Raw genomic sequence first — 21,164 nt, forward strand, 5'->3', positions numbered from 1 at the left:
GCCGGTTTTCCCGGCGTCGCGTGGGTAGCTTCGGGCCCGTGACGAACGTATTGAGCAGCAGGATCCTGCTCCGGCCGACGGATCTGGAAAGGTCCCGCGCCTTCTACCAGGACGACCTGGGTCTGGCGGTCTACCGCGAGTTCGGGCCCTGGGAGGAGCGCGGCACCGTGTTCTTCCTGGGCGGAGGCTTCCTGGAGGTCTCGGGGCACGCCGACGGGCCGCCCGCCCCGGGACTCCAGCTCTGGCTTCAGGTCGAGGACGTGGCGGAGTGCCACCGGCGGTTCGCCGGACGCGGGGTCCGCGTCGTGCGGGAGCCCGTGCGGGAGCCGTGGGGGCTCGTCGAGATGTGGATCGAGGACCCCGACGGCGTGCGGATCTGCGTGGTGGAGGTCCCCGCGGATCACCCGCTGCGGTACCGGCCGTAGGACCTGGGTCCCGCTCATCGGTCCGCTCCTGCCACACCGGTCTCGGCGCAGGCCACGGCGAACCGGCGGACGCCCTCGGCGATCTCCTCGGTGCCGCTGGTGTCGGCGAAGCTCAGGCGGATGTACGGGGCCGGGGCCTCGGCGGCGAAGTAGGGACGGCCGGGGGCGACGGCGGTGCCGGCGCGCAGCGAGGCGGCGGCGAGGGCGGACTCGTCCGTGCCGTCCGGGAGCCGGAGCCAGAGCTGGTAGCCGCCGACGGGGACACGGAAGGCCTCGGCCAGGCCCGGCAGTTCGCGGTGAAGCGCGGAGAGCATCGCGTCGCGGCGGTTGCGCAGGCCCGCGGAGGCGGCGCGCAGATGGCGGGGCCAGGCAGGGGCGCCGACGAGTTCGAGGGTCGCCTCCTGGAGGGGGCGCGGCACGAAGAAGCTGTCGACGATCTGGATGGCGCGCAACCGCTCCATGACCGGGCCGCGGGCGACGAGCGCGCCGACGCGCAGGCTGGGCGAGGTGGGCTTGGTCAGCGAGGTGACGTGGACGACGGTGCCGTACGGATCGTCCGCGACCAGGGGCGGAGGTGGCTCGGCGCCGTGGCCGAGGCGCCGGGCGAAGTCGTCCTCGACGAGGAAGGCCCCGGCGGCGTGGGTGATCTCGGTGATCCGCCGGCGGCGGTCGGCGGCGAGGACGGCGCCGGTGGGGTTCTGGAAGAGCGGCTGGCAGAAGAAGACCCGTGCGCCGGTGGCGGCGAAGGCGTCGGCGAGCAGGTCGGGGCGTACGCCGTCGTCGTCCACCGGGACGGGCACGGGACGCAGTCCGGCCGCGCGGGCGACGGCCATGGCGCCGGGGTACGTCGGCGACTCGACCAGCACCGGCGAGCCCGGCGGGGCGAGCGCGCGCAGGGCGGTGGTGAGCGCGGCCTGGCCGCCCGCGGTGACCAGCACGTTGGCGGGGCCGAGGGCGCCGCCGGGGCCGCCCGCCTCGCGGGCGAACCAGGCGCGCAGCGCCGTCAGACCCTCCAGCGGGGGCATCTCCCAGGCGCCGGGGCGGCGGGCGGCCCGGGCGAGCGCGGCCCCGAGGGCCTGTCCCGGCTGGAGCGAGGGGTGCAGATAGCCGCCGTTGAAAGCGATGACCCCGGGCGGGGGGACGGCGAGGCTGGCGGTCACGCCGGAGGCGTCGACGACCCTGGGCACGGATTCGCCGTGCTGTTCCTCCACGGTGAGCGCGACCTGCTGCCAGGAGGTGTCGACGGCACGCGGGCCGCCGGCGGCACGCTGGGCACGGTAGGCGCCCGCGCCGGGGCGGGTGACGAGCAGCCCCTCGGCGGCGAGGGCGGCGAGTGCGCGCGAGACCGTGACCGGGCTGACGCCGAAACGCTCGACAAGGACACGGCTTGACGGCAGCTTCTCGCCTGGCGAGTAGCACTGAAGCTCATCGCGCAGGGCTTCCGCGAGATTTCCGGAACTGCTACCGTTGTTCATGACAGCACAGAATAGCGCTACTGCAGCTCCGCCGATAGCGGTCGGCGGCCGTACGGGCGGCACCGCACTCGCCGGGCTGGGCGTCGCCGCCTTCTCGCTGACCTTTCCCGCGACGCAGTGGGCACTCATGGGGTTCGGCCCCTGGACGGCCACGACCGTCCGGGGCGTGCTGGCGGCGGCCGTGGCGGCCGCGTGCCTCGCGGCGGCGCGGGTGCCGCTGCCCGACCGCCGGCACTGGGCGGGGCTCGCGGTCGTGGCGCTCGGCGTCGTCCTGGGCTTCCCCCTGCTGACCACCCTGGCGCTGCGCACCACGGACACCTCGCACGCCGCCGTCGTCGTGGGGGCGCTGCCGCTGGTCACCGCCGTGCTGGCCGCCGTACGCGTCGGGACTCGGCCCTCGAGGCTGTTCTGGTCGGCCGCCGTCGCGGGCGGGGCGGTCGTGGCGGGCTTCGCCCTGTGGCAGGGCGGCGGCGCCCTGACCACGGGTGACCTCTTCCTCTTCGCGTCGCTGCTGGTCTGCGCCGCCGGTTACGTCGAGGGCGGGCGGCTGGCCTCGGTCATGCCGGGCTGGCAGGTCATCGGGTGGGCGCTGGTCGGCGCGCTCCCCCTGACGGTGCCCGCGGCGGCGGTGGCGCTCACGCTCGAGCCCCTGCACCCCGGCGGGCAGGCGGTGGCGGGGCTGCTCTGGGTCTCGGTGGTGTCCCAGTTCCTCGGGCTGATGGTCTGGTACCGGGGCATGGCCGCCATCGGCGTGGCGCGTGCCAGCCAGTTGCAACTCGCCCAGCCGTTGCTGACGCTGGTCTGGGCGGCCGCGCTGCTCGGCGAGGACCTGGGCGCGCTGACCGCGCCCGCGGCTCTGGCGGTCCTCGTCTGCGTGGCCGTCACCCAAAGGGCCCGCGGCTGAGGCCGGTGACAGCCCCGCCGCGCTCCCCCGGTACGCCCGTGCGCTGGAGTGTGCGCCGCAGGGCCCGGGCATCCTCCGGGCAGGAGCCGAAGGAGGGCCGCTCATGCACGGACCGCCGCTGGTGGCCTGGCTGCTCGTGGTGCTCGGCGCCGCCACGGGGGCGTACTGCCTGTCCCGCACCCGACGCGGGTGTCCGGGCACCGGGCCCGACGTGCGCCGGATGGCGCGTGCCGAGGCGCTGATGGGGATGGGCATGGCCGTGATGGCGGTGCCGGTCTCGGTCCTCGACCCGCCACAGTGGGCCGCCGCGGCCTTCGGCCTGGTCTTCGGCGCGGCCGCGGTGCGCGCGCTGCTGCTGGCCCGGCACGGCGCGCACCATCTGCACCACGCGGTCGGCGCGGGGGCGATGGTCTACATGGCGGTGGCCATGGCCGAGGCGGGTACCGCGGGTGCCGCAGGGGGCACGGCCCACGCCGGTCACGCCCAGGCGGGCACGCCCGCGGCGACCGGGCTGCTGCTGGCGTACTTCGCGCTATACGTCCTGGCGGCGGGCGTCCGCCTGGTGTCGGCCCCCGCCACCGTGACGGCGACCGGTTCGGTGGCCGCGGGAGGCGTCGTGCCGGTGGCGCACGCGCCCGAACTGGCGTCGGCGTGCCGCGTGTCCATGGCGATAGGGATGTTCGCGATGCTCCTCACCCTGTGACGGCAGTGAGGCGCGTCACTTTCCCGTAGAAGACCGTACCCGTGCGGAGTGACGCACTCATAGTGTGGCGGCATGACCGTCCCGCTCGTGCTGCTCCTGCTCGGTGCGGTGGCGGCCGCCACGGCCCCGCGCCTGCTCACCCACGCCGTCTGGCCCGAGCGGGAACCGGTGCTGGCCCTGTGGGTCTGGCAGTGCGTGGTCGGCGCGGTCCTGCTGTGCCTGTTCCTGGCCATGGCACTCAGCGCCTCCGCCACGTGGACCTGGCTGCGCGAAGGGCTGTTCGCCCTCGCTCCCCATGACGTCGTCGACGCGTACGAGCTACCCGGTTACGGCCCGTGGGCGGGTTACCTGGCGGCCCTGCTGGCCTGCGGCGGTGCCTGGACGGCGGCCATGCTCGCCCGCGAGGTCCGCAGGGCCCGCGCGCGGCAGCGGACGCGCCGCGCCGAACTGCGGGCCCGCTCGCCGCGGCTGCCCGGCGAGGCCGCCGCCTCGGACGAGCGGCTGGTCGTCCTGGAGAGCGACCGCCCGGACGCCTGGTGGCTGACCGGGCCGCGACCGCAACTGGTCATCACCACGGCCGCGCTGCGCCGACTGAAGGGACGTCAGCTCGACTCCGTTCTCGCCCACGAGCAGGGCCACGCGCGGGCCCGGCACGACGTCCTCCTGCACTGCGCCGGCGCGCTGGCCTCGGGCTTCCCCCAGGTGCCGGTCTTCGCCGCGTTCCGCGACCAGGTGCACCGGCTCGTCGAACTCGCCGCCGACGACATCGCCTCACGCCGCTTCGGGCGGCTCACCACGGCCCTGGCCCTGGTGGAACTCAACGAGGACCGCGGCGTGTTCGGCCCCTGCCCGGCACCGGGCGCGCAGGTCCCGGTGCGCGTCAACCGGCTGCTGGACCCCGCGCCCCGCCTCACCCGCCTCGGCCGCGCCCGGGCGTCCGCGTGCGCGCTGCTGATCCCGGTCGTGCCGTTGCTCGTGGCCTTCGGCCCGGGAATCGGCGCACTCACGTAGCCTCGGCTGCATGCATGCCCCGCCCGCGCCCTCCGACGTCCGGGACGCCGACCGCGCCCTGCGCACCGCGTGCCTGAGCCAGTGCGCGGCTGCCTCCGCCGCCTTCCTGCTGCTGCTCGGACTCGTCGTGGCGCACTGGGGGCCGCTGCTGGCCGCCGACCGCCGCATCGCGGTGGCCCTGCACGCCGTCGCGGTACGGCACTCCGGCTGGACCCGGCTCAACCGCGTCCTCACCGACTGGGTCTGGGATCCACTGACGATGCGTCTGCTGCTGCTCGCGGCCGTGGTGTGGCTGCTCGTGCGGCGCGAGAACCGCCAGGCCGTGTGGCTGCTGCTGGCCGGCACCCTCGGCTTGGTCCTCCAGCAGGCCACCAAGGCCCTCGTCGGCCGGGAACGCCCGCACTGGCCGGATCCCGTCGACTCGGCCGGGTACGCGGCGTTCCCCTCCGGCCACGCGATGACCGCCGCGCTCGTCTGCGGCGCCCTGCTGTGGCTGCTGCTGCTCCGCGTTCCGGCCCGGTCACCCTGGCGCGTGGCCGCCTGCGCCGTCGCCTTCGTGTCGGTCGCCGGTGTCGGCTTCACACGCGTCTACCTCGGCGTCCACTGGCCCTCCGACGTCCTGGGCGGCTGGCTGCCGGCGGCGGCCGTCCTCGCCGGCACGGCGGCGCTCTGCGAACCATGGCGCACGGGCGCCGGGGAACCGGACGGGGCGTCCTCGTGAGACGCCGGACGGTCCCGCGGTGACGTCGGCGGCCACGTCGGCCGGGGCCGGGAGTTGATGCGAGTTCAGGGCAGATCGGGGCAGCCCGCATACTGCCCTCCCGCGCTGTCGGTACCGGCTGGTGTCCATGGTCGGCATGGACACCGAACACGCGTCCCCCGAGGACCTCGCCGCGCTCCGGGCGGCCTTCGACGTCGGCCACGGCGACGGATCGGCGCTCGGCTGGGAGGCCGTCCGCGCGTTCGAGGCGCGGCACGGTGTCGTCCTGCCCGAGCCCTACCGGACGCTCGTCGCCGAGATTACCGACGGGTCCTTCCAGGGGCCTCCCGACTTCGGGCTCGTGGCATTGGAGGAGTTGCCGGACGACTGGGGCGACGAGCGTCCCGAGCGTGACCTCAGCCGCCCCTTCCCGCTGACGTCGGCGTGGCTCCGGGAGGACGACGACCGGCCCGAGGAGGAACTCGCGCCGCTCCGTGCCCACGTGTTCGACCACGGCTCGATCGTGCTGGGCACGGACGGCTGCGGCATGTACTGGCACCTGGTCGTCACCGGACCGCAGCGCGGCCGCATATGGAACATCACCGGTGAGGGCGCCTGCCCGTTCGACGCGGGGTTCGCCGGGTGGGTCGGGCACTGGGCGGCCGGCAAGCCCTGGTTCGACGTCTCCTGACCCGGTGGGCCCGGCGCGGCGAGGACCGCGCGGCAGGGCGGGGTGCACCGCGTAGCGGCGGCCGGGGCGGGGAGGATGGCGGACATGACCATCAAGGGATGCATGTTCGACTTCTCCGGGACCCTGCTGCGGGCCGAGCCCGCCCGCCGCTGGCTGGGCGCCGTGCTGGAGCGGAGGGGGATCACCCCCGGCGAGGAGGAGCTGGCGACGTACGCGGAGCGGCTGGAGCGGGCCGGAGGGCTTCCGGGCGGGGCGGCGCCCGAGCGGGTGCCGGTACGGCTGGAGCGGCTGTACCGGGAAAGGGACCTGTCGGCGGAGCACCACCGCGCGGCGTTCACCGCGCTGGCGCGGGAGGTGGAGCTGCCGTGGGGGGATGTCCACGCGGCGCTTTACGAACGGCACATGGAGCCCGCCGCCTGGTCACCGTACCCGGACACAGTGGAGGTGCTGGAGGAGTTGCGGCGCCGGGGCGTGCCGGTGGCGGTGGTGAGCAACATCGGTTGGGACCTGCGGCCGGTGTTCCGCGCGCACGGACTCGACGGGCTGGTGGACGTCTTCGTCCTGAGCTTCGAGCACGGCATCCAGAAGCCGGACCCGCGGCTGTTCCGGATCGCGTGCGAGGGGCTGGGCCTGCCGCCGGAGCGGGTCGCGATGGTCGGGGACGACCGGCGTGCGGACGGCGGGGCGGCGGCGCTGGGCTGCACGCTGCACCTGGTGGACCATCTGCCCGTGGAGCAGCGGCCGTCGGGGTTGCTGCCGGTGCTGGAGCTGATCGCGTGACGGGGGCGTGAGGGCGCGGGCCGGGAGGTACCGAGTGCGGTACCCGGCGGTCCCCCGCGCCGCCGGGTACGTGCACCTCACCCCCGTCGCCCGCATGAGCATGCCACTCACACGGGGTCCGCTCTGAGTATATTGGCTCTCAGCCAGTCAACGCAGGAGTAAAGCATGTCCCCTCGGCGACCGTCAGTCAATGAAGCGATGCGCCGGCGTTCTCGGGAGCGTCTGCTGCAGGCGACGGTCGAACTGGTGGAGGAGCGCGGGTTCGAGGCCACGACGCTCGGGGACATCGCCGACCGCGCCGGGGCGGCGCGCGGTCTGGTGTCGTACTACTTCCCCGGCAAGCGGCTGCTGCTGCAGTCGGCGGCCCACCGGCTGATGCACACCGAGCTGGCCGCGGCGCTTGAGCGGGAACCCGGCCCCGCCGACGGCCGCGAGACACTGGCCCGGGCGATCGACGCCGTCCTGGCGCTGCCCGTGCACCATCCGGTCGTCATGCGGGCGCACATGGCCGGGATCCTCCAGACGGAGGGGTTCAGCGAGTGCGAGGAACGGCAGCGCCTGGCCGAACTGCTGCTGGGCGCCATACGGGCCTGGGGCTCGACCGACCCCGAGCAGGACTACCGCATGCTGCGGGCCCTGCTCATGGGCGGGGTGTTCGCACAGTTGATCCCGGGCGCGGCGATGCCGCTGCCGCGGCTGCGGGCCGACATGTTCCAGCGGTACGGCCTGCCCTGGGAACTCGGCGTTCCGCCGGGCGACCTGCCGCCCGGCGGAACGCCGTTGCCCGGGACCGCTCAGCGGTAGTCGGGCTGGGTCTGGACGTTGAGCTCGGCTATCCGGACGCCCCGGGCGCTGTCGGTGCGCCGGTCGGAGATCCTGAGGACGTCGAAGCCCTTGGCGATGTCGTTCGAGTAGATGTAGCCGTTGTAGTAGTAGGCGCTCCAGGAGCCGCCGAGGGTCAGGGTGTCGGCCGAGATGGGCCCGCGCTCGAAGTAGCCGATCTCCTTGGGGTGCGCGGAGTCGGTGAAGTCCCACACGGAGACGCCGCCTTGGTACCACGCCTGGACCATGATGTCGCGGCCCTTGGCGGGGATGAGCGACCCGTTGTGGGCCACGCAGTTCTCGGTGTCGGCCTGGTGGCGCGGGATCTTGTAGTAGTTGCGGAAGACGAGGTCGACCTTGCCGTGCTTGCGGACGATGTCGTAGATGCCGTCGGCACCGCGCTGCGGACCGATCGCGGTGTTGCACTCGGCGCCGCCGCCACCGCCCAGTTCGTCGGTGAAGACGACCTTGGTGCCGCTCTCGTTGAAGGTCGCCGAGTGCCAGAACGAGAAGTTGACGTTGTCCTGGACCCGGTCGAGGACCTTCGGACGTTCGGGGTCGGAGATGTCCATCAGGATGCCGTCGCCCATGCAGGCGCCGGCCGCTAGCCGCAGCTTCGGGAACGCGGTGATGTCGTGGCAGCCGGTGGTCTCACTGACCCGGGCCTGGGTGTCGGTGGGCGGGACGCCCGGGTTGCCGCCGTCGGGGAAGAGCACGGGGAAGGCCGTCACGGCCGCCTTCTCCGGGTGGCTGCGGGGGATCTTCACCACGGAGATGCCGTCGTGCGGCGGCTGGCAGTCCGGGAAGGACGCGCTGGGCGAGTAGGAGGACACATAGACGAACAGGTCGCGCTTGCCCGGAACGAGGGTGTGCGTGTGCGAGCCGCAGGCGGTCTCCACGGCGGCGACATAGCGCGGGTTGGCCTTGTCGCTGATGTCGAAGACCTTGATGCCCTCCCAGGAGGACTTCTCGGCGGCGGACTGGCTCGTGCTCGCGCAGGAGTTGTCGGAGCGCGAGGAGTCGGTGGACAGGACCAGCAGGTTCCCGGAGACCGAGATGTCGTTCTGGGATCCGGGGCACAGCACCTGGCTGACCACCTTGGGACTGGTGGGACGGCTGATGTCGTAGATGACGAAGCCGTCGTAGTTGCCCGCGAAGGCGTATCTGCCCTGGAACGCCAGGTCGGTGTTGAATCCCGCGAGGGATTGCTTGGGTATGTTGACCAGGTGGTCGACGTTGGCGCTCGTGACGACCTCGTCGACACCCGGGATGCTCCCGTCGGCCGTGGCGGGGGCCGGAACCGCCAGTCCGAGCAGCGTGACGGCCGCAGCCGCCAGGGCCGCCAGTCGTCCCGGGCGAGCGAGGGCTGTACGTAAGCGCTTCACCGCGTCCTCCCTTGTATCCGTTCGCGATTGAACTTCATGCGGACCCCGGCAGTATGGCCCTTCTCATGCGCGCGTCAAAAGATGACAATGCACTGGTGTTTTCTTCGCATCGCGTAACGACGCCGCCCCTGCTGGCCCTCGCCGCCTCCTTAGTCCTCACCCTGACCAGCTGCGACGGTGGTTCCGGGAGTAACTCCGCGCCCCCCGCGCCCTCGGTCATCGCGCCGGGCGCACCGGGGGAGAAGGCCACCACTCTCTCCAGGGACGAGGCGGCGAAGGCCCTGCCCGACGACTCCCCGAACGCGGCGGACCTCGCCTACGTGACGAACATGATCGCCCACCACCAGCAGGCGCTTGTCATGACCGCCCTCGCCGACAGCCACGCCTGGGACCAGCGGGTCCGGGGACTCGCCGCACGCATCGACGCCGCGCAGGGCCCGGAGATCGACACCATGGAGGCCTGGCTCAAGACCAACGGCGGCTCCCACGGCACCGCTCACGGCCACGACCACGCCTCGATGCCCGGGATGGCCACCGCGGCGCAGCTGGCGGCCCTGCGCGAGGCGCGCGGCAAGGAGTTCGACCGGCAGTTCCTGCGCCTGATGATCGCCCACCACCGCGGAGCGGTGACGATGGCCACCGACGAGCTCACACACGGCCGCAACGTCCAGGTCGGCGAGTGGGCGAACGAGGTGATCGCCCAGCAGAGCGCCGAGATCGCCCGGATGCGCGCCATGGGCTGACATCCGGCACCGCGACACGCTCCGGTGCCCTCCCCCGGGTGGTCACTCGGTGCGATGCTGGACATGGCCGCCCATCCCGCCCGTTCCGGGCGACGAACGGGCCGCCGAGGTCAATTCAGCCCTCGCCGAAGGGAGGCGCCCGTGCTGCGTGTGGCAGTGGTCGGATCAGGTCCCAGCGGGGTGTACACGGCCGAGGCGCTGACCCGTCAGGAATCGGTGCCGGACGTCGCCGTCGATGTGCTGGACCGGCTGCCCTGCCCGTACGGGCTGGTCCGGTACGGGGTCGCCCCCGACCACGAGAAGATCAAGTCTCTGCAGGGCACGTTGCGGCGGGTCCTGGAGGACCCACGGATCCGCTTCCTGGGCAATGTGACGGTCGGCGGTCCCGGTCTGTCGCCGCGAGCGCTGCTGGGGCTGTACCACGCGGTGGTGTACTGCGTCGGCGCCGCGACGGACCGCCGCCTGGGGGTCCCCGGCGAGGACCTGCCCGGCAGTTGCGCGGCCACCCACTTCGTCTCCTGGTACAGCGCCCACCCGGACGAGGCTCCCGACGGCTTCCCGCTGCACGCCCGCTCCGCGGTCGTCATCGGGGTCGGCAACGTGGCCGTCGACGTGGCCCGCATCCTGGCTCGCGGGGCCGGGGAGCTGCGGCACACCGATGTGCCCGAGGGAGTGCTGCGGGCCCTGGCGGACAGCCGGATCACGGACGTGCACATGGTGGGGCGGCGCGGGCCCTCGCAGGCGAAGTTCACCACCAAGGAGCTGCGCGAGCTCGGCGACCTGCCCGACGCGGACGTCCTCGTCCGCCCCGATGAGCTGGCGCTCGACCCCGCGTACGCTGATCCTCAGGGGCTCGTCCCGGTCGCCCGGCGCAATGTGGAGGTGCTGCGCGGCTGGGCCGCCCGGCCCGCGGCGGGCCGGCACCGCCGCATCCATCTGCGGTTCTTCCTGCGGCCGGTGGCGGTGCTCGGCGAGGACGGCGTGACGGGGGTGCGGTTCGAGCGGACAGCGCCGGACGGGCAGGGCGGGGTGCGGGGCACCGGCGTCCTGGAGGACATCGACGCCGGACTGGTGCTGCGGTCGGTCGGTTACCGCGGCGTGCCTCTCAAGGGGCTGCCGTTCGACGACCGGCTCGGCATCGTGCCCAACGAGCAGGGCCGTGTGCTGCGCGACGGCACGCCGTCGCCCGGCGAGTACGTGGCCGGCTGGATCAAGCGCGGGCCGACCGGCGTCATCGGCACCAACCGACCCTGCGCCAAGCAGACGGCGGCGGCCCTGGTCGCCGACGCACGGGAGCTGCTGGCCCGTGGCGCCGCGGCCGCCGATCCGCTCGAGGGCTTGCGGGCGCTGGGGCAGGACCCGGTGGAGTGGACCGGCTGGGAGGCCATCGAGGCCGCCGAGGCGGCGCTGGGACGGTCGCTGGGCCGCTCGACCGTGAAGATCTCAGACTGGGAAGGGCTGTTGGCGGCCGCTCGCCCCACGGGTTGAGAGCCGCGGGACTCCCCGAACTGCCTCCGCGGTCCACAGACTGTTTACGCTCACCAAGGTCCCGGGCAACCACTTCATCGTTCCACCGCTCACCCGCGCCGCGTTCGAGGAGCTGCCCATGGCGACGCCGCCGCACCGTCCCGCCGTCCATCCCGTCGACGAGGTCCTGCCCGCCGTCCAGCTCGGCGCGTTCGGGCTGCAGCACGTGCTGGCGATGTACGCGGGCGCGGTCGCGGTGCCGCTCATCGTCGGCGATGCGTTGAAGCTGTCGCCGCCCGACGTCGCCTACCTGATCACGGCGGACCTGCTGGTGTGCGGCATCGCCACGCTGCTGCAGTGCGTCGGCTGGTGGCGGTTCGGCGTCCGGCTGCCCATCATGCAGGGCTGCACCTTCGCGGCGGTCGCGCCCATGGTGCTGATCGGCCAGGACGGGGGACTCCCCGCGATCTACGGCGCCGTCATCGCCTCGGGCGTGGCCATGGTCCTGCTGGCGCCGGTCTTCGGGCGGCTGCTGCGGTTCTTCCCGCCGCTGGTGACCGGTACCGTGATCCTCATCATCGGGCTGAGCCTGCTGCCGGTGGCCGGCAACTGGGCGGCGGGCGGTGTGGGTTCGGCGGACTTCGGGGCGCGGCGGAACATCGCGCTCGCGGCCGCGGTGCTCGTGGCCGTCCTGCTGGTCCAGCGCTTCGCGCCCCCGGCCGTCGCGCGGATCGCGGTCCTGGCGGGCGTCGTACTGGGGACCCTGGCGGCCGTGCCGCTGGGCTTCACCGACTTCGGCGCGGTCGGCGACGCCCACTGGGTCGGGGTCAGCACGCCGTTCCACTTCGGCACACCGGACTTCCAGGGCGCGGCGATCGCCTCCATGCTCGTCGTCGCCCTCGTGACGATGACCGAGACGACCGGCGACATCATCGCCGTGGGCGAGCTGACCGGCCGCCACGTGCAGCCGCGGCGGCTGGCGGACGGGCTGCGCGCCGACGGCGTGTCCACGGTGCTCGGCGGGATCTTCAACACCTTCCCGTACACCGCCTACGCGCAGAACGTCGGCCTCGTGGGGATGACCCGGGTGCGCAGCCGCTGGGTGGTGGCGACCGCGGGCGGCATCCTCGTGCTGCTGGGGCTGCTGCCCAAACTGGGGGCGGTGGTAGCGGCGATCCCGGCGCCTGTGCTGGGCGGTGCGGGCCTGGTGATGTTCGGGACGGTGGCGGCGAGCGGCGTGCGGACCCTGTCGACCGTCGACTTCCACGGCAACGGCAATCTGACCGTGGTGGCCGTGTCGGTCGCGGTCGGACTGCTCCCGGTCGGCGTCCCGACGGTCTACGACGCCTTCCCCGACTGGTTCCAGACGGTGATGGACAGCGGGATCAGCGCGGGGTGCATCACCGCGATCGCACTGAACCTGCTCTTCAACCACCTGCCCGGGGGCTCCGGTTCAGGCGCGTACGGGGACGGCGGTCCCGCCGAGCCGCCGGTCCTGCCCATCGGCGGCGGCGAGGACGCCGTCCAGAAGCCCGGGGAAGAGCGCATCTAGGTCCGCCCGGCGCGGCGCGTTCATCCTGGACGTGCCCCGGTGGGTCCGGCTGATCACCCCGGCCTCGCGCAGCACCCGGAAGTGGTGGGTGCAGGTCGACTTGCTGACCGGCAGTCCGACCTCGCAGCACGCCGCCTCCGCGCCCCGCGCCGCCGGCGTCCGCACCACGCGCAGGCGCATGGGGTCGGACAGCGTTCACGCCGCGGAGTGTCGCGCACCACGTCCGGCGCAACCCCCTTCTGCGGGGGAAAAGCGCGCCGCGGCCCCGGCTGTCGGTGGGGCGGTGCAGAATCTGTGATGCAGAACACATACCCCATAGCTTGGAGATGGTGCGTCATGGACGACGTCGTACTCGCGATCGGCACACGCAAGGGACTGTTCCTGGGGCGGCGGGGTGGCGCCGGGTCGTGGGAGCTGACCGGCCCGCACTTCCCCATGCAGGCGGTGTACTCGGTGGGCATCGACACGCGCCGCGCCGTGCCCCGGCTGCTGGTCGGCGCGGACAGCTCACACTGGGGGCCGTCGGTGTTCCGCTCCGACGACCTCGGGCGCAGCTGGGAGGAGCCGGCGCGGCCCGCGGTGCGGTTCCCCCAGGACACGGACACCTCCCTGGAGCGCGTCTGGCAGATCCAGCCCGCCGGCACCGGCGCCCCGGACCTGGTGTGGGCCGGGACGGAGCCGGGCGCGCTCTTCCGTTCCGACGACGGCGGGGTGACCTTCGAGTTCGTGCGGAGTCTGTGGGAACACCCGCAGCGGGAGCTGTGGGGCGCCGGTTTCGGCGGGCAGGCGGTGCACACGGTGATCACCGATCCGCGCGACGCGGACGCGGTGATCGCGGCCGTGTCCTCCGGCGGGGTCTACCGCTCGTCCGACGGCGGCGCGAGCTGGGAGGCGTCCAACACCGGGCTCAAGGCGGAGTTCCTGCCCGACCCGTACCCGGAGTTCGGCCAGTGCGTGCACAAGATCGCCCGGGACGCCGAGGATCCGGACCGGCTGTACCTGCAGAACCACGGCGGGGTCTACCGCAGCGACGACGCCGGCGCGACGTGGACGGAGATCGGGAAGGGGCTGCCCGCGGACTTCGGCTTCGCCGTCGCCGCCCACCCCCGGCGCGGCGGCGTCGCGTACGTCTCCCCGGTCAACGACGGCAGTGACCGCTACCAGCCCGACTACCGCTGCCGGGTCTACCGCACCGAGGACGCCGGTGCCTCGTGGACCGCCCTGTCCGCCGGTCTGCCCAAGCAGGAGCACTACGGCGTGGTCCTGCGCGACGGGCTGCGCACCGACGACGCCGACCCGGTCGGCGTGTATTTCGGCAACCGCAACGGCGAGGTGTACGCGAGCGCCGACGAGGGCGACACTTGGCGGCTCGTGACCTCGCACCTGCCCGACGTGCTGTGCGTGCGAGCGGCCGTGGTCTGAGTGTCGGTGTGAGCCACTAGAGTGACTCACCGTGGCAGCACGACCGTTGAACGAAATCGTCGAAGAAGGCTGGGCCAAGGCCCTGGAGCCGGTCGCCGGGAGGATCGCCGAAATGGGCGACTTCCTGCGCGCCGAGATCGCCGCCGGCCGCACCTACCTGCCGTCGGGGGCGAACGTGCTGCGCGCGTTCCAGCAGCCCTTCGACGACGTCCGGGTGCTGATCGTGGGCCAGGACCCTTATCCCACCCCGGGGCACGCCGTGGGGCTGTCGTTCTCGGTGGCCCCCGAGGTACGGCCGGTGCCCCCCAGCCTGCAGAACATCTACCAGGAGCTGAACACCGACCTCGGCCTGCCCCGGCCCTCCAACGGCGACCTGACCCCCTGGACCCGGCAGGGCGTCCTGCTGCTCAACAGGGCGCTCACCACCGCGCCGCGCACGCCGAGGGCGCACCGCGGCAAGGGCTGGGAGGCGGTCACCGAGCAGGCCATCCGCGCACTCGCCGCGCGCGGCAAGCCGCTGGTGTCCATCCTGTGGGGCTCCGACGCGCGCAGCCTGCGGCCACTGCTGGGAAGCCTGCCGGCCATCGAGTCCGCCCACCCCTCCCCCATGTCGGCCGACCGCGGTTTCTTCGGCTCGCGCAATCGAACACCCCGGCGGGCTGGTACCCGGACCCGCACGGCACGCGGAACCTGCTGCGTTACTGGGACGGGTCCCAGTGGACGGAGCACACCCACGCGGGCGGGGCACAGGTCCCGCCGCAGCCCAAGGACAACCCCTGGGAGCTGGGCGTCGACGGGGGCCCCGACCCCGCGCGCATCCAGCGCCAGGTGCAGCAGCAGGCGGGCGTGGCCCCCACCGGTCCTGGTGGGGGCACCCTCTTCAGCGAGCCCGTCCTGGTGGTCAACCAGAAGGCCAAGCTCATCGAGCTGAACAACGAGTACAGCGTCTTCGACCAGCAGGGGCGCCGGCTCGGCTCGGTGGTCCAGGTCGGCCAGAGCACCGCGCGCAAGGTGCTGCGCTTCGTCGCGAGCGTCGACCAGTTCATGTCGGTGCGCCTGGAGGTGCGCGACGCGCACGGGCAGCCCCAGTTGCTGCTGACCCGGCCTGCGAAGCTCATCAAGTCCAAGGTGATCGTGCAGCGCGCCGACGGCATGACGCTCGGCGAGATCGTGCAGCAGAACGCCATCGGCAAGATCAACTTCGCGTTCGAGGTGAACGGCCAGAAGATCGGCGCGATCAAGGCCGAGAACTGGCGCGCCTGGAACTTCGCCATCGTCGACCACACGGACACCGAGGTCGCCCGGATCACCAAGACCTGGGAGGGCCTGGCGAAGACGATGTTCACCACGGCCGACAACTACGTGCTGCAGATCCACCGGCAGCTGCCGGACCCCCTGCTGAGCATGGTCGTCGCCTCCGCCCTCACCGTGGACACCGCGCTCAAGCAGGACTCGCGCGGACTCGGCTGAGCGTGGCACGCATACGGTGCCGGGGTGCGCGGACCCGGCACCGTATCAGGACAGAACCGGACAGGTAACCCCTGCGATGGACCCGCCCGAACAACAGAGCGCGCAAAGGCACTAGCATGCCTCGCCATGAGCACTGCCGAAGGCCCCGCACCCGGCCTGCCCGTTCGTATGCCCCGCCCCCGCCAGCCCGGGCGGCACCGGCGGCCGGAGCCGCTGACCACGCCCGAGGGCGCCCCCGCGCTGGTCCTCGCCGTGCCCGGCACCCCGTCCTCCGCGATACGCAGTCTCGCCGAGGAGATCGTCAGCATCGCCCGCATCGAGCTCTCCGGACTCGACCCGCGCATCGGCTACGTCGACGGCGACGGCGAGGAGTACCCGACGCTCGAGTCCGTGCTGGCCCAGGCGGCCACCGAGCGTGGCGACCAGGCCCCCGCCGCCGTCGTGGTCCCGCTGCTGGCCGGTCCCGAGGCGTCGGTGATGCGCCGGATCCGCCAGGCCGTGGCGGACAGCCGCGCCGCGGCCGAGGTGACCGACGTGCTCGGCCCCCACCCGCTGCTGGCCGAGGCACTGCACGTACGGCTCTCCGAGGCAGGACTGGCCCGCGCCGACCGCGCGCGTCTGTTCACGGTGGCCACGGCCGCCGACGGCATCATCCTGGCCACCGTCGGTGGCGAGGAGGCCGTCCAGGCCGCCGGTGTGACCGGTCTGCTGCTGGCTGCGCGCCTCGCCGTGCCGGTGCTGGCCGCCGCGCTGGACATCGAGGGCTCGATCACCCAGGCCGCCGAGCAGCTGCGCTCTTCCGGCTCGACCACGCTGGCGCTCGCGCCGTACGTGATCGGTCCCGAGGTCGCCCCCGAGGTGCTGCACGACGCCGCCAAGGAGGCCGACTGCTCCGCGGCCGACGCGCTGGGTCCCTACCCGACCATCGGCAAGCTGGTCGTCTCCACGTACACGGCGGCCCTGGGCATCGCCCAGCCGTCGCAGGGCGCTCCCCTGGGCTGAACCCCCGGGACGTCGACGACAACGGCGTGGTGGTGCGCTCCGGGCTCCCGGGGCGAACCACCACGCCGTTGCGCGTACGGGGCGGCCGCCGTCAGCCGAAGACCACGCAGGACGCGGCCGGCACGGCCACCGAGCCCGCGAGCTTCGGCGTGCCGGTGGCCGGGTCCAGGTCGAACCAGCTGACGTCGCCGGAGCGCTCGTTGGCCGCGTAGAGCCGCTTCCCGGAGGGGTCGAGGGTCAGGTGGCGGGGCCAGTCGCCGCCGCAGTCCACCGTCTCCAGCAGCTCCAGCCGGTCACCGCTCTCGTCGACGGACAGGACGGCGATGCTGTTGTGCCCGCGGTTGGCGGCCCAGGCGAACCGGCCGTCGGGCGAGACGACCAGCTCGGAGGGGTAGTTCGGACCGGAGGCGGCCGCGGGCAGCACGGAGACCTCGGCGACGGGCTTCAGACGGCCCGCCTCCGCGTCCCAGTGACAGACCGTCACCACGGAGTCCAGCTCGTTCATGACGTAGGCGCGGTCACCGCGCGGGTGGAAGGTGAGGTGGCGCGGTCCGGTGCCGGAACGCAGGCCCATCTCGCGTTCCACTTCCAGCTCCCCGCTGTCCGCGTCGAGTTCGCAGACGCGCACGGAGTCCGTGCCGAGGTCCACACTGAGCACCCAGCGCCCGGAGGGGTCGGGCAGCACCATATGGGCGTGCGGGCCCTCCTGCCGCTCCGGGTCGGGGCCGTCGCCCTCGTGCTCCAGGACGTGGCGCGGCGCGCCGAGCGCGCCGCGGTCGTCGACCGGCAGCACGCTGACGGTGCCGGAGGCGTAGTTGGCGGTGAGCAGGTGGCCCCGGTGCAGGCACAGATGGGTGGGCGCGCCACCGCCCACCGGCACCGTGGCACCCAGCGGCTGGGGGCGGGCGGGGTCGCCCAGCGAGAACACGGCCGCGCCGCCGGCCTCGGCGTGCTCACTGACGGCGTAGAGCAGGCCGCGATCCTCGGAGAGCACGAGGAAGGAGGGGTCCTCCACCGCGGAGTCGGCGCGCAGCACCGTCAGCGCTCCCGAATCGGGCTCGACGGCGGCGGTGGTCAGCCCTTTTCCGCCCGCCGAGGTGAACGACCCGATGTAAACGTGCCCGGCCACTGCCGTACCTCTTCCGCAGGTTGTCTGTACGGCGGCTGAGATTAACGCAGTGGCCGGAAACCGATCCCGTTGCCCCCGTCACACCAGCGTCTCACCGCGGGAGAGGGCGAGGGACTGGGGGTGGTGGACGTAGGCGGGGGTCGGATCGCCGGTGTCGTAGTAGCGGTGGAAGACACCGGTGGCCGAGCCGGAGATCGGCGGCACGATCCACGACCAGTCGGCGGGCACGGGACGGCCCTTGCGCTCCTCCCGTTCGATGTGGGCGAGGAAGCGCCGGGACTCTGTGTGGTGGTCGGTGATGCTGACGCCGACGCGGTCGAAGGAGTGCAGTACGGCCCGGTTGAGCTCGACCAGGGCCCGGTCGCGCCAGAGCGAGCGGTCGCTGCCGGTGTCCAGGCCGAGGCGGTCGGCGAAGCGCGGCAGGAGGTCGTAGCGGTCGGTGTCGGCGAAGTTTCGGGCGCCTATCTCGGTGCCCATGTACCAGCCGTTGAAAGGCGCGGCCGGATAGCAGACGCCGCCGATCTCCAGGCACATGGAGGAGATGGCCGGGACGGCGTGCCAGCGCAGGCCCCACTCCGCCAGCCAGTCGAACTCCGGGTGCACGATCGGCACCTCCAGCACCGCGTCGGCCGGCAGCGGGAAGTGGCGCGGCGGTTCGGCTCCGCCCTGGACGACCAGTGGCAGGACGTCGAAGGGGGTGCCGGGGCCGCCGGACCAGCCGAGCCGCCGGGCCGCCTCGGTGATGCCGGTGTTGCCCGGATCGCCGAGCACTCCGCCGTCGGGCCGCGGGTACCCGGCGTAGCGGATCAGCTGGTCGTTCCAGATCCTCGGGCCGGGCCGGTCCGGCGCGTCCGGGGCGAAGACGGTGATGACCGGGCGGATCCGCCCGCCGTTGGTCGCGGCCCTCAGGTGGGCGGCGGCTTCCAGGGCCACCCCGCGCGCCGTCGCGACGTGGCGGCGGTCGCGGACCTGCAGGGAGTTCCAGTACAGCCGCCCTATGCAGCGGTTGCTGTTGCGCCAGGCGACGCGCGCGCCGAAGACGAGTTCCTCGTGGGTGTGCCGGTAGGTGCCCGTCGCGTCGATCTCGGCGAGCACCGCGGACAGGCGCCGTTCGGCGTCGCCGGCGGCGCCGGCGGCGCCGGGCAACTCGCGGTGGTACTGGCCCAGGAAGTCGATGGCAAGCGCGCGGACGTCCACGTCCTTGTGCCGGACGGAGGGGGCACCGTCCCCGCCGGCCGCGCGGTCCACGGGACAGGAGGCCGCCGCGCCCTCGGGAGGCCGCCCCTCGGCACCCGCCTCCGCCGCCTGCGGGTGTCCGGCGGGCCACCCGGCCAGTGGCTCGGGGCCGTCCATCCGCGCGTGCTCCGCCGCGGGAGGCACGCGGCCCGGCCCGGTACTCCGTTCGTTCTTCCCCCCGGTACGGCGCAGAAATCTCAGCACGCCTGGCACCCCCAAGACCGCCTGCGCGAACCGTTTCCCTCACGGTCCGCGGGTACGGCACGAGACTGGAATCGGTATGACCGCTTGTCCGGAGTCAGTCATCCTGGCACGCGGCGCCGAACTGGACGTCGAATCAGGCGAATTGACGACATCGCTTCCCAGGTCGGACACATCCGGTCACGTGATGACCGTGACCGGTCCCGATCCGCCCGGGGCGCGTACGAACCCGCCTCGCGCACGCCCGGCGCCGCCGCTGGACCTCCGCACGGCAGGGGCGCGCCCCTCGGGCGGGTGCGTCGGGCGGGTGCGTCAGCCGGGCCGGGAAGACGCCCCCGGGGCCGGCCGGCGTACGGATACATGCCCGCGGTTCGCCGAGGGCATCGGGCACCGCACCGCGATCTCGACCCGGCGGCACGCCGCCGTAAGCGCTCGTCATGGCAGGCGTACCGGCAGGACCGCGCCCCGCGGCCGGGCGCCTCAGACGGACCCGGCAGGCCGCGCCGGACGCGGGGCCGCGCCGAGGGGCGCGGCCAGGCCGCTGAGCGCCGCCTCCAGACCCCGCAGGTGCTCCAGGGCCCGGTCGGCGTGCGGATGAGAGCCGCTGACCATGACCGACGCCGGGGCACCATCCCCGGCCGCGCCCGGGGGCACCAGACGCCGCACCGCGATCTCGACCCGGCGGCACGCCGCCGTGAGGCGCTCGTCATGGCAGGCGTGCGGGTCGGCCACGACCTCCGCGAGGCCGCGGACCTGGCGGGCGCACTCGTCGAGCAGGGCGAGGACGGTACGCGCCCGGGCCTTGCGACGCCGCAGCGGGCTGAGGGGATGCACCAGCGGGGCGACGGCGGCGCGCACCCGCTCCAGGAGGACGTCGAGCTCGGCCACATGGCGCGCCAGGTCGTGGCCCGGGCCGCCGGCGAGGTGACGGGCGGCCTCGCCGGTGAAGTCGTGGACCGCCTGCAGTGCGCGGCGGATCCAGGCGTCGGTCGCCGCGTGCGTGGTCACCGGCAGCACCATGAGGACCGCGACGGCCGCACCCAGGGCGCCGACGGCGGTCTCGCCCAGCCGCAGCACCAGCAGCCCGGGGTGGAGGATGCCGAGCAGGCCGTAGAGCAGCCCCGCCATCACGGTCACGAAGAACATCATCCAGCTGTACGAGACCGGGGCGGTGTAGAAGATCCCGAAGACGCAGACGGCGACGAGCCCGGCGGTCGGGGCGGGCGCCCCGTGCAGCGGAAGCGCCACGGCGAGCCCGGCGGCGATACCGGTGACGGTGCCGAGGACCCGGCGGAAGCCGCGCACGAGGGTCTCGCCCCGCGAGGTGGTGTTCACGAAGATCCACCAGGCGGTGCCGACGGCCCAGTACCAGCGGTCCTCGGACAGCGCCTGGCCCACCGCCACCGCGATGCCGCCAGCGAGCACCGCCTGGAAGGCCTGCCGGGTCGTCGGTCGGCGCAGCCCCCGCGGCTGGGGCGCGGAGACGGCGGGTGCCGGGGCGGCCGCGCGCTCGTAGCACCAGAGGCCGAAGCGGACGAGGGCGGCGCAGCCCAGCCCGAGGCCCACGGCCCCGTACAGCTCCGGCAGCAGTCCCGGCCCGGCCCGCAGGAACTGGGCGATGAAGAACATCATGAAGGCGAATACGCCCAGCGCGTGGCCGCGCGGCCCCCAGCGGCGGGCGTAGACCCCGGCGAAGACCACCGCGAGGAAGGCCGCGTCCCGTGCGCCCGGGTACGGGTGAAGCCACGCGGCCAGCGCGAGGACGGGGAAGGCCACCACGGGCGTCAGCGCCGTCGTCACGGCCTGGCGGGCCGGGCCGGGGTCGGCGACGACGAAGAGCGCGAGCAGCGCGGCCAGCCCGCCGACCACGACGGCGGGCAGCGGCAGCCCGGCCGCCGCCACGGCGGCGACCGCCCCCGCGATGCCCAGGACCGCGCGCGAGCCGCTGCGCAGCCGCGCGCGCCCCGGGTCCGGTGCGATGAACATCCGCCTCAGCACGTGCGCGTCCCGCCCCTTCGTTCGTGCCGCGGTGTGTGTCCGCGCATG

19 protein-coding genes and 2 pseudogenes are annotated in these 21,164 nt (G+C 73.6%); 15 read left to right on the forward strand and 6 right to left on the reverse strand.

What is annotated here, in order from left to right; translation table 11 throughout:
* Positions 1-38: 38 nt before the first annotated feature.
* Positions 39-425, forward strand: a complete 387-nt coding sequence (locus tag AC3EUJ_RS20470; protein WP_431963368.1) for a VOC family protein — start codon at positions 39-41, stop codon at positions 423-425.
* 14 nt (positions 426-439) lie between these two features.
* Here the strand turns inward: AC3EUJ_RS20470 and AC3EUJ_RS20475 are convergent, their stop codons facing one another.
* Complete coding sequence (locus tag AC3EUJ_RS20475) at positions 440-1,900, reverse strand: aminotransferase-like domain-containing protein (protein WP_431963370.1); 1,461 nt, start codon at positions 1,898-1,900, stop codon at positions 440-442.
* Between AC3EUJ_RS20475 and AC3EUJ_RS20480 the strand changes: the two genes are divergently transcribed.
* The 7 genes from AC3EUJ_RS20480 to AC3EUJ_RS20510 all read left to right on the forward strand — a co-directional run bounded on the left by AC3EUJ_RS20480 (position 1,899) and on the right by AC3EUJ_RS20510 (position 7,493).
* Complete coding sequence (locus AC3EUJ_RS20480; RefSeq protein WP_431963372.1) at positions 1,899-2,804, forward strand: DMT family transporter; 906 nt, start codon at positions 1,899-1,901, stop codon at positions 2,802-2,804. The genes AC3EUJ_RS20475 and AC3EUJ_RS20480 overlap by 2 nt on opposite strands.
* Positions 2,805-2,907: 103 nt before the next feature.
* The gene (locus AC3EUJ_RS20485) at positions 2,908-3,507 is read left to right on the forward strand and encodes a DUF5134 domain-containing protein (RefSeq protein WP_431963374.1); all 600 of its coding nucleotides are present in this window, start codon (positions 2,908-2,910) and stop codon (positions 3,505-3,507) included.
* A gap of 72 nt (positions 3,508-3,579) precedes the next feature.
* Positions 3,580-4,518, forward strand: coding sequence for a M56 family metallopeptidase (locus AC3EUJ_RS20490; protein ID WP_431963376.1), 939 nt, complete (start codon positions 3,580-3,582; stop codon positions 4,516-4,518).
* Positions 4,519-4,528: 10 nt separating this feature from the next.
* On the forward strand, positions 4,529-5,239 hold the full coding sequence (locus tag AC3EUJ_RS20495; RefSeq protein ID WP_431963378.1) for a phosphatase PAP2 family protein: 711 nt from the start codon (positions 4,529-4,531) through the stop codon (positions 5,237-5,239).
* A 136-nt stretch (positions 5,240-5,375) separates the two neighbouring features.
* On the forward strand, positions 5,376-5,909 hold the full coding sequence (locus AC3EUJ_RS20500; RefSeq protein ID WP_431963379.1) for an SMI1/KNR4 family protein: 534 nt from the start codon (positions 5,376-5,378) through the stop codon (positions 5,907-5,909).
* 84 nt (positions 5,910-5,993) lie between these two features.
* Entirely contained in the window at positions 5,994-6,689 is a 696-nt protein-coding gene (locus tag AC3EUJ_RS20505) for an HAD family hydrolase (protein ID WP_431963380.1), read from the forward strand.
* A gap of 165 nt (positions 6,690-6,854) precedes the next feature.
* On the forward strand, positions 6,855-7,493 hold the full coding sequence (locus tag AC3EUJ_RS20510) for a TetR/AcrR family transcriptional regulator (RefSeq protein ID WP_431963382.1): 639 nt from the start codon (positions 6,855-6,857) through the stop codon (positions 7,491-7,493).
* Here AC3EUJ_RS20510 and AC3EUJ_RS20515 read toward each other — a convergent pair.
* Positions 7,484-8,848, reverse strand: coding sequence for an LVIVD repeat-containing protein (locus tag AC3EUJ_RS20515; RefSeq protein WP_431963477.1), 1,365 nt, complete (start codon positions 8,846-8,848; stop codon positions 7,484-7,486). The genes AC3EUJ_RS20510 and AC3EUJ_RS20515 overlap by 10 nt on opposite strands.
* Before the next feature lie 143 nt (positions 8,849-8,991).
* Between AC3EUJ_RS20515 and AC3EUJ_RS20520 the strand changes: the two genes are divergently transcribed.
* From AC3EUJ_RS20520 to AC3EUJ_RS20530, 3 genes are all read left to right on the forward strand, one after another.
* The gene (locus AC3EUJ_RS20520) at positions 8,992-9,639 is read left to right on the forward strand and encodes a DUF305 domain-containing protein (protein ID WP_431963384.1); all 648 of its coding nucleotides are present in this window, start codon (positions 8,992-8,994) and stop codon (positions 9,637-9,639) included.
* Positions 9,640-9,780: 141 nt separating this feature from the next.
* The gene (locus AC3EUJ_RS20525; RefSeq protein ID WP_431963386.1) at positions 9,781-11,127 is read left to right on the forward strand and encodes an FAD-dependent oxidoreductase; all 1,347 of its coding nucleotides are present in this window, start codon (positions 9,781-9,783) and stop codon (positions 11,125-11,127) included.
* A gap of 118 nt (positions 11,128-11,245) precedes the next feature.
* Positions 11,246-12,658: a nucleobase:cation symporter-2 family protein gene (locus AC3EUJ_RS20530; RefSeq protein WP_431963388.1), complete on the forward strand. Its 1,413-nt coding sequence runs from the start codon at positions 11,246-11,248 to the stop codon at positions 12,656-12,658.
* Here the strand turns inward: AC3EUJ_RS20530 and AC3EUJ_RS20535 are convergent.
* Positions 12,560-12,850, reverse strand: a pseudogene (locus AC3EUJ_RS20535) (ArsR/SmtB family transcription factor); the annotation flags it as partial. The gene AC3EUJ_RS20530 and the pseudogene AC3EUJ_RS20535 overlap by 99 nt on opposite strands.
* Before the next feature lie 144 nt (positions 12,851-12,994).
* Here AC3EUJ_RS20535 and AC3EUJ_RS20540 point away from each other — a divergent pair.
* The 4 genes and pseudogenes from AC3EUJ_RS20540 (at position 12,995) to AC3EUJ_RS20555 (ending at position 16,552) form a co-directional block, all read left to right on the forward strand.
* A complete protein-coding gene (locus tag AC3EUJ_RS20540; RefSeq protein ID WP_431963390.1) occupies positions 12,995-14,080 on the forward strand; it encodes a sialidase family protein in 1,086 nt (361 codons plus the stop codon).
* A 31-nt stretch (positions 14,081-14,111) separates the two neighbouring features.
* Positions 14,112-14,720: pseudogene (locus tag AC3EUJ_RS20545) on the forward strand (uracil-DNA glycosylase); the annotation flags it as partial.
* 50 nt (positions 14,721-14,770) lie between these two features.
* Positions 14,771-15,550: an LURP-one-related family protein gene (locus tag AC3EUJ_RS20550; RefSeq protein ID WP_431963479.1), complete on the forward strand. Its 780-nt coding sequence runs from the start codon at positions 14,771-14,773 to the stop codon at positions 15,548-15,550.
* Between the two features lie 126 nt (positions 15,551-15,676).
* Positions 15,677-16,552: a sirohydrochlorin chelatase gene (locus tag AC3EUJ_RS20555; protein WP_431963392.1), complete on the forward strand. Its 876-nt coding sequence runs from the start codon at positions 15,677-15,679 to the stop codon at positions 16,550-16,552.
* 91 nt (positions 16,553-16,643) lie between these two features.
* Here AC3EUJ_RS20555 and AC3EUJ_RS20560 read toward each other — a convergent pair whose 3' ends face one another.
* From AC3EUJ_RS20560 to AC3EUJ_RS20570, 3 genes are all read right to left on the reverse strand, one after another.
* Positions 16,644-17,681, reverse strand: coding sequence for a lactonase family protein (locus AC3EUJ_RS20560; protein ID WP_431963394.1), 1,038 nt, complete (start codon positions 17,679-17,681; stop codon positions 16,644-16,646).
* Between the two features lie 78 nt (positions 17,682-17,759).
* The gene (locus AC3EUJ_RS20565) at positions 17,760-19,034 is read right to left on the reverse strand and encodes a nitric oxide synthase oxygenase (protein ID WP_431963395.1); all 1,275 of its coding nucleotides are present in this window, start codon (positions 19,032-19,034) and stop codon (positions 17,760-17,762) included.
* Between the two features lie 564 nt (positions 19,035-19,598).
* Complete coding sequence (locus AC3EUJ_RS20570) at positions 19,599-21,104, reverse strand: FUSC family protein (protein WP_431963397.1); 1,506 nt, start codon at positions 21,102-21,104, stop codon at positions 19,599-19,601.
* Positions 21,105-21,164: the final 60 nt, after the last annotated feature.

This window comes from Actinacidiphila sp. bgisy160 (assembly GCF_057707815.1).

What these genes read in the sequence shown, in the direction of transcription:
- AC3EUJ_RS20500 (WP_431963379.1), top strand. Translation starts at nt 5,376, where the DNA reads ATGGACACCGAACACGCGTCCCCCGAGGACCTCGCCGCGCTCCGGGCG.
- AC3EUJ_RS20540 (WP_431963390.1), top strand. Translation starts at nt 12,995, where the DNA reads ATGGACGACGTCGTACTCGCGATCGGCACACGCAAGGGACTGTTCCTG.
- AC3EUJ_RS20485 (WP_431963374.1), top strand. Translation starts at nt 2,908, where the DNA reads ATGCACGGACCGCCGCTGGTGGCCTGGCTGCTCGTGGTGCTCGGCGCC.
- AC3EUJ_RS20475 (WP_431963370.1), bottom strand. Translation starts at nt 1,900, where the DNA reads ATGAACAACGGTAGCAGTTCCGGAAATCTCGCGGAAGCCCTGCGCGAT.
- AC3EUJ_RS20510 (WP_431963382.1), top strand. Translation starts at nt 6,855, where the DNA reads ATGTCCCCTCGGCGACCGTCAGTCAATGAAGCGATGCGCCGGCGTTCT.
- AC3EUJ_RS20565 (WP_431963395.1), bottom strand. Translation starts at nt 19,034, where the DNA reads ATGGACGGCCCCGAGCCACTGGCCGGGTGGCCCGCCGGACACCCGCAG.
- AC3EUJ_RS20555 (WP_431963392.1), top strand. Translation starts at nt 15,677, where the DNA reads ATGAGCACTGCCGAAGGCCCCGCACCCGGCCTGCCCGTTCGTATGCCC.
- AC3EUJ_RS20490 (WP_431963376.1), top strand. Translation starts at nt 3,580, where the DNA reads ATGACCGTCCCGCTCGTGCTGCTCCTGCTCGGTGCGGTGGCGGCCGCC.
- AC3EUJ_RS20480 (WP_431963372.1), top strand. Translation starts at nt 1,899, where the DNA reads ATGACAGCACAGAATAGCGCTACTGCAGCTCCGCCGATAGCGGTCGGC.
- AC3EUJ_RS20505 (WP_431963380.1), top strand. Translation starts at nt 5,994, where the DNA reads ATGACCATCAAGGGATGCATGTTCGACTTCTCCGGGACCCTGCTGCGG.
- AC3EUJ_RS20495 (WP_431963378.1), top strand. Translation starts at nt 4,529, where the DNA reads ATGCATGCCCCGCCCGCGCCCTCCGACGTCCGGGACGCCGACCGCGCC.
- AC3EUJ_RS20570 (WP_431963397.1), bottom strand. Translation starts at nt 21,104, where the DNA reads ATGTTCATCGCACCGGACCCGGGGCGCGCGCGGCTGCGCAGCGGCTCG.
- AC3EUJ_RS20530 (WP_431963388.1), top strand. Translation starts at nt 11,246, where the DNA reads ATGGCGACGCCGCCGCACCGTCCCGCCGTCCATCCCGTCGACGAGGTC.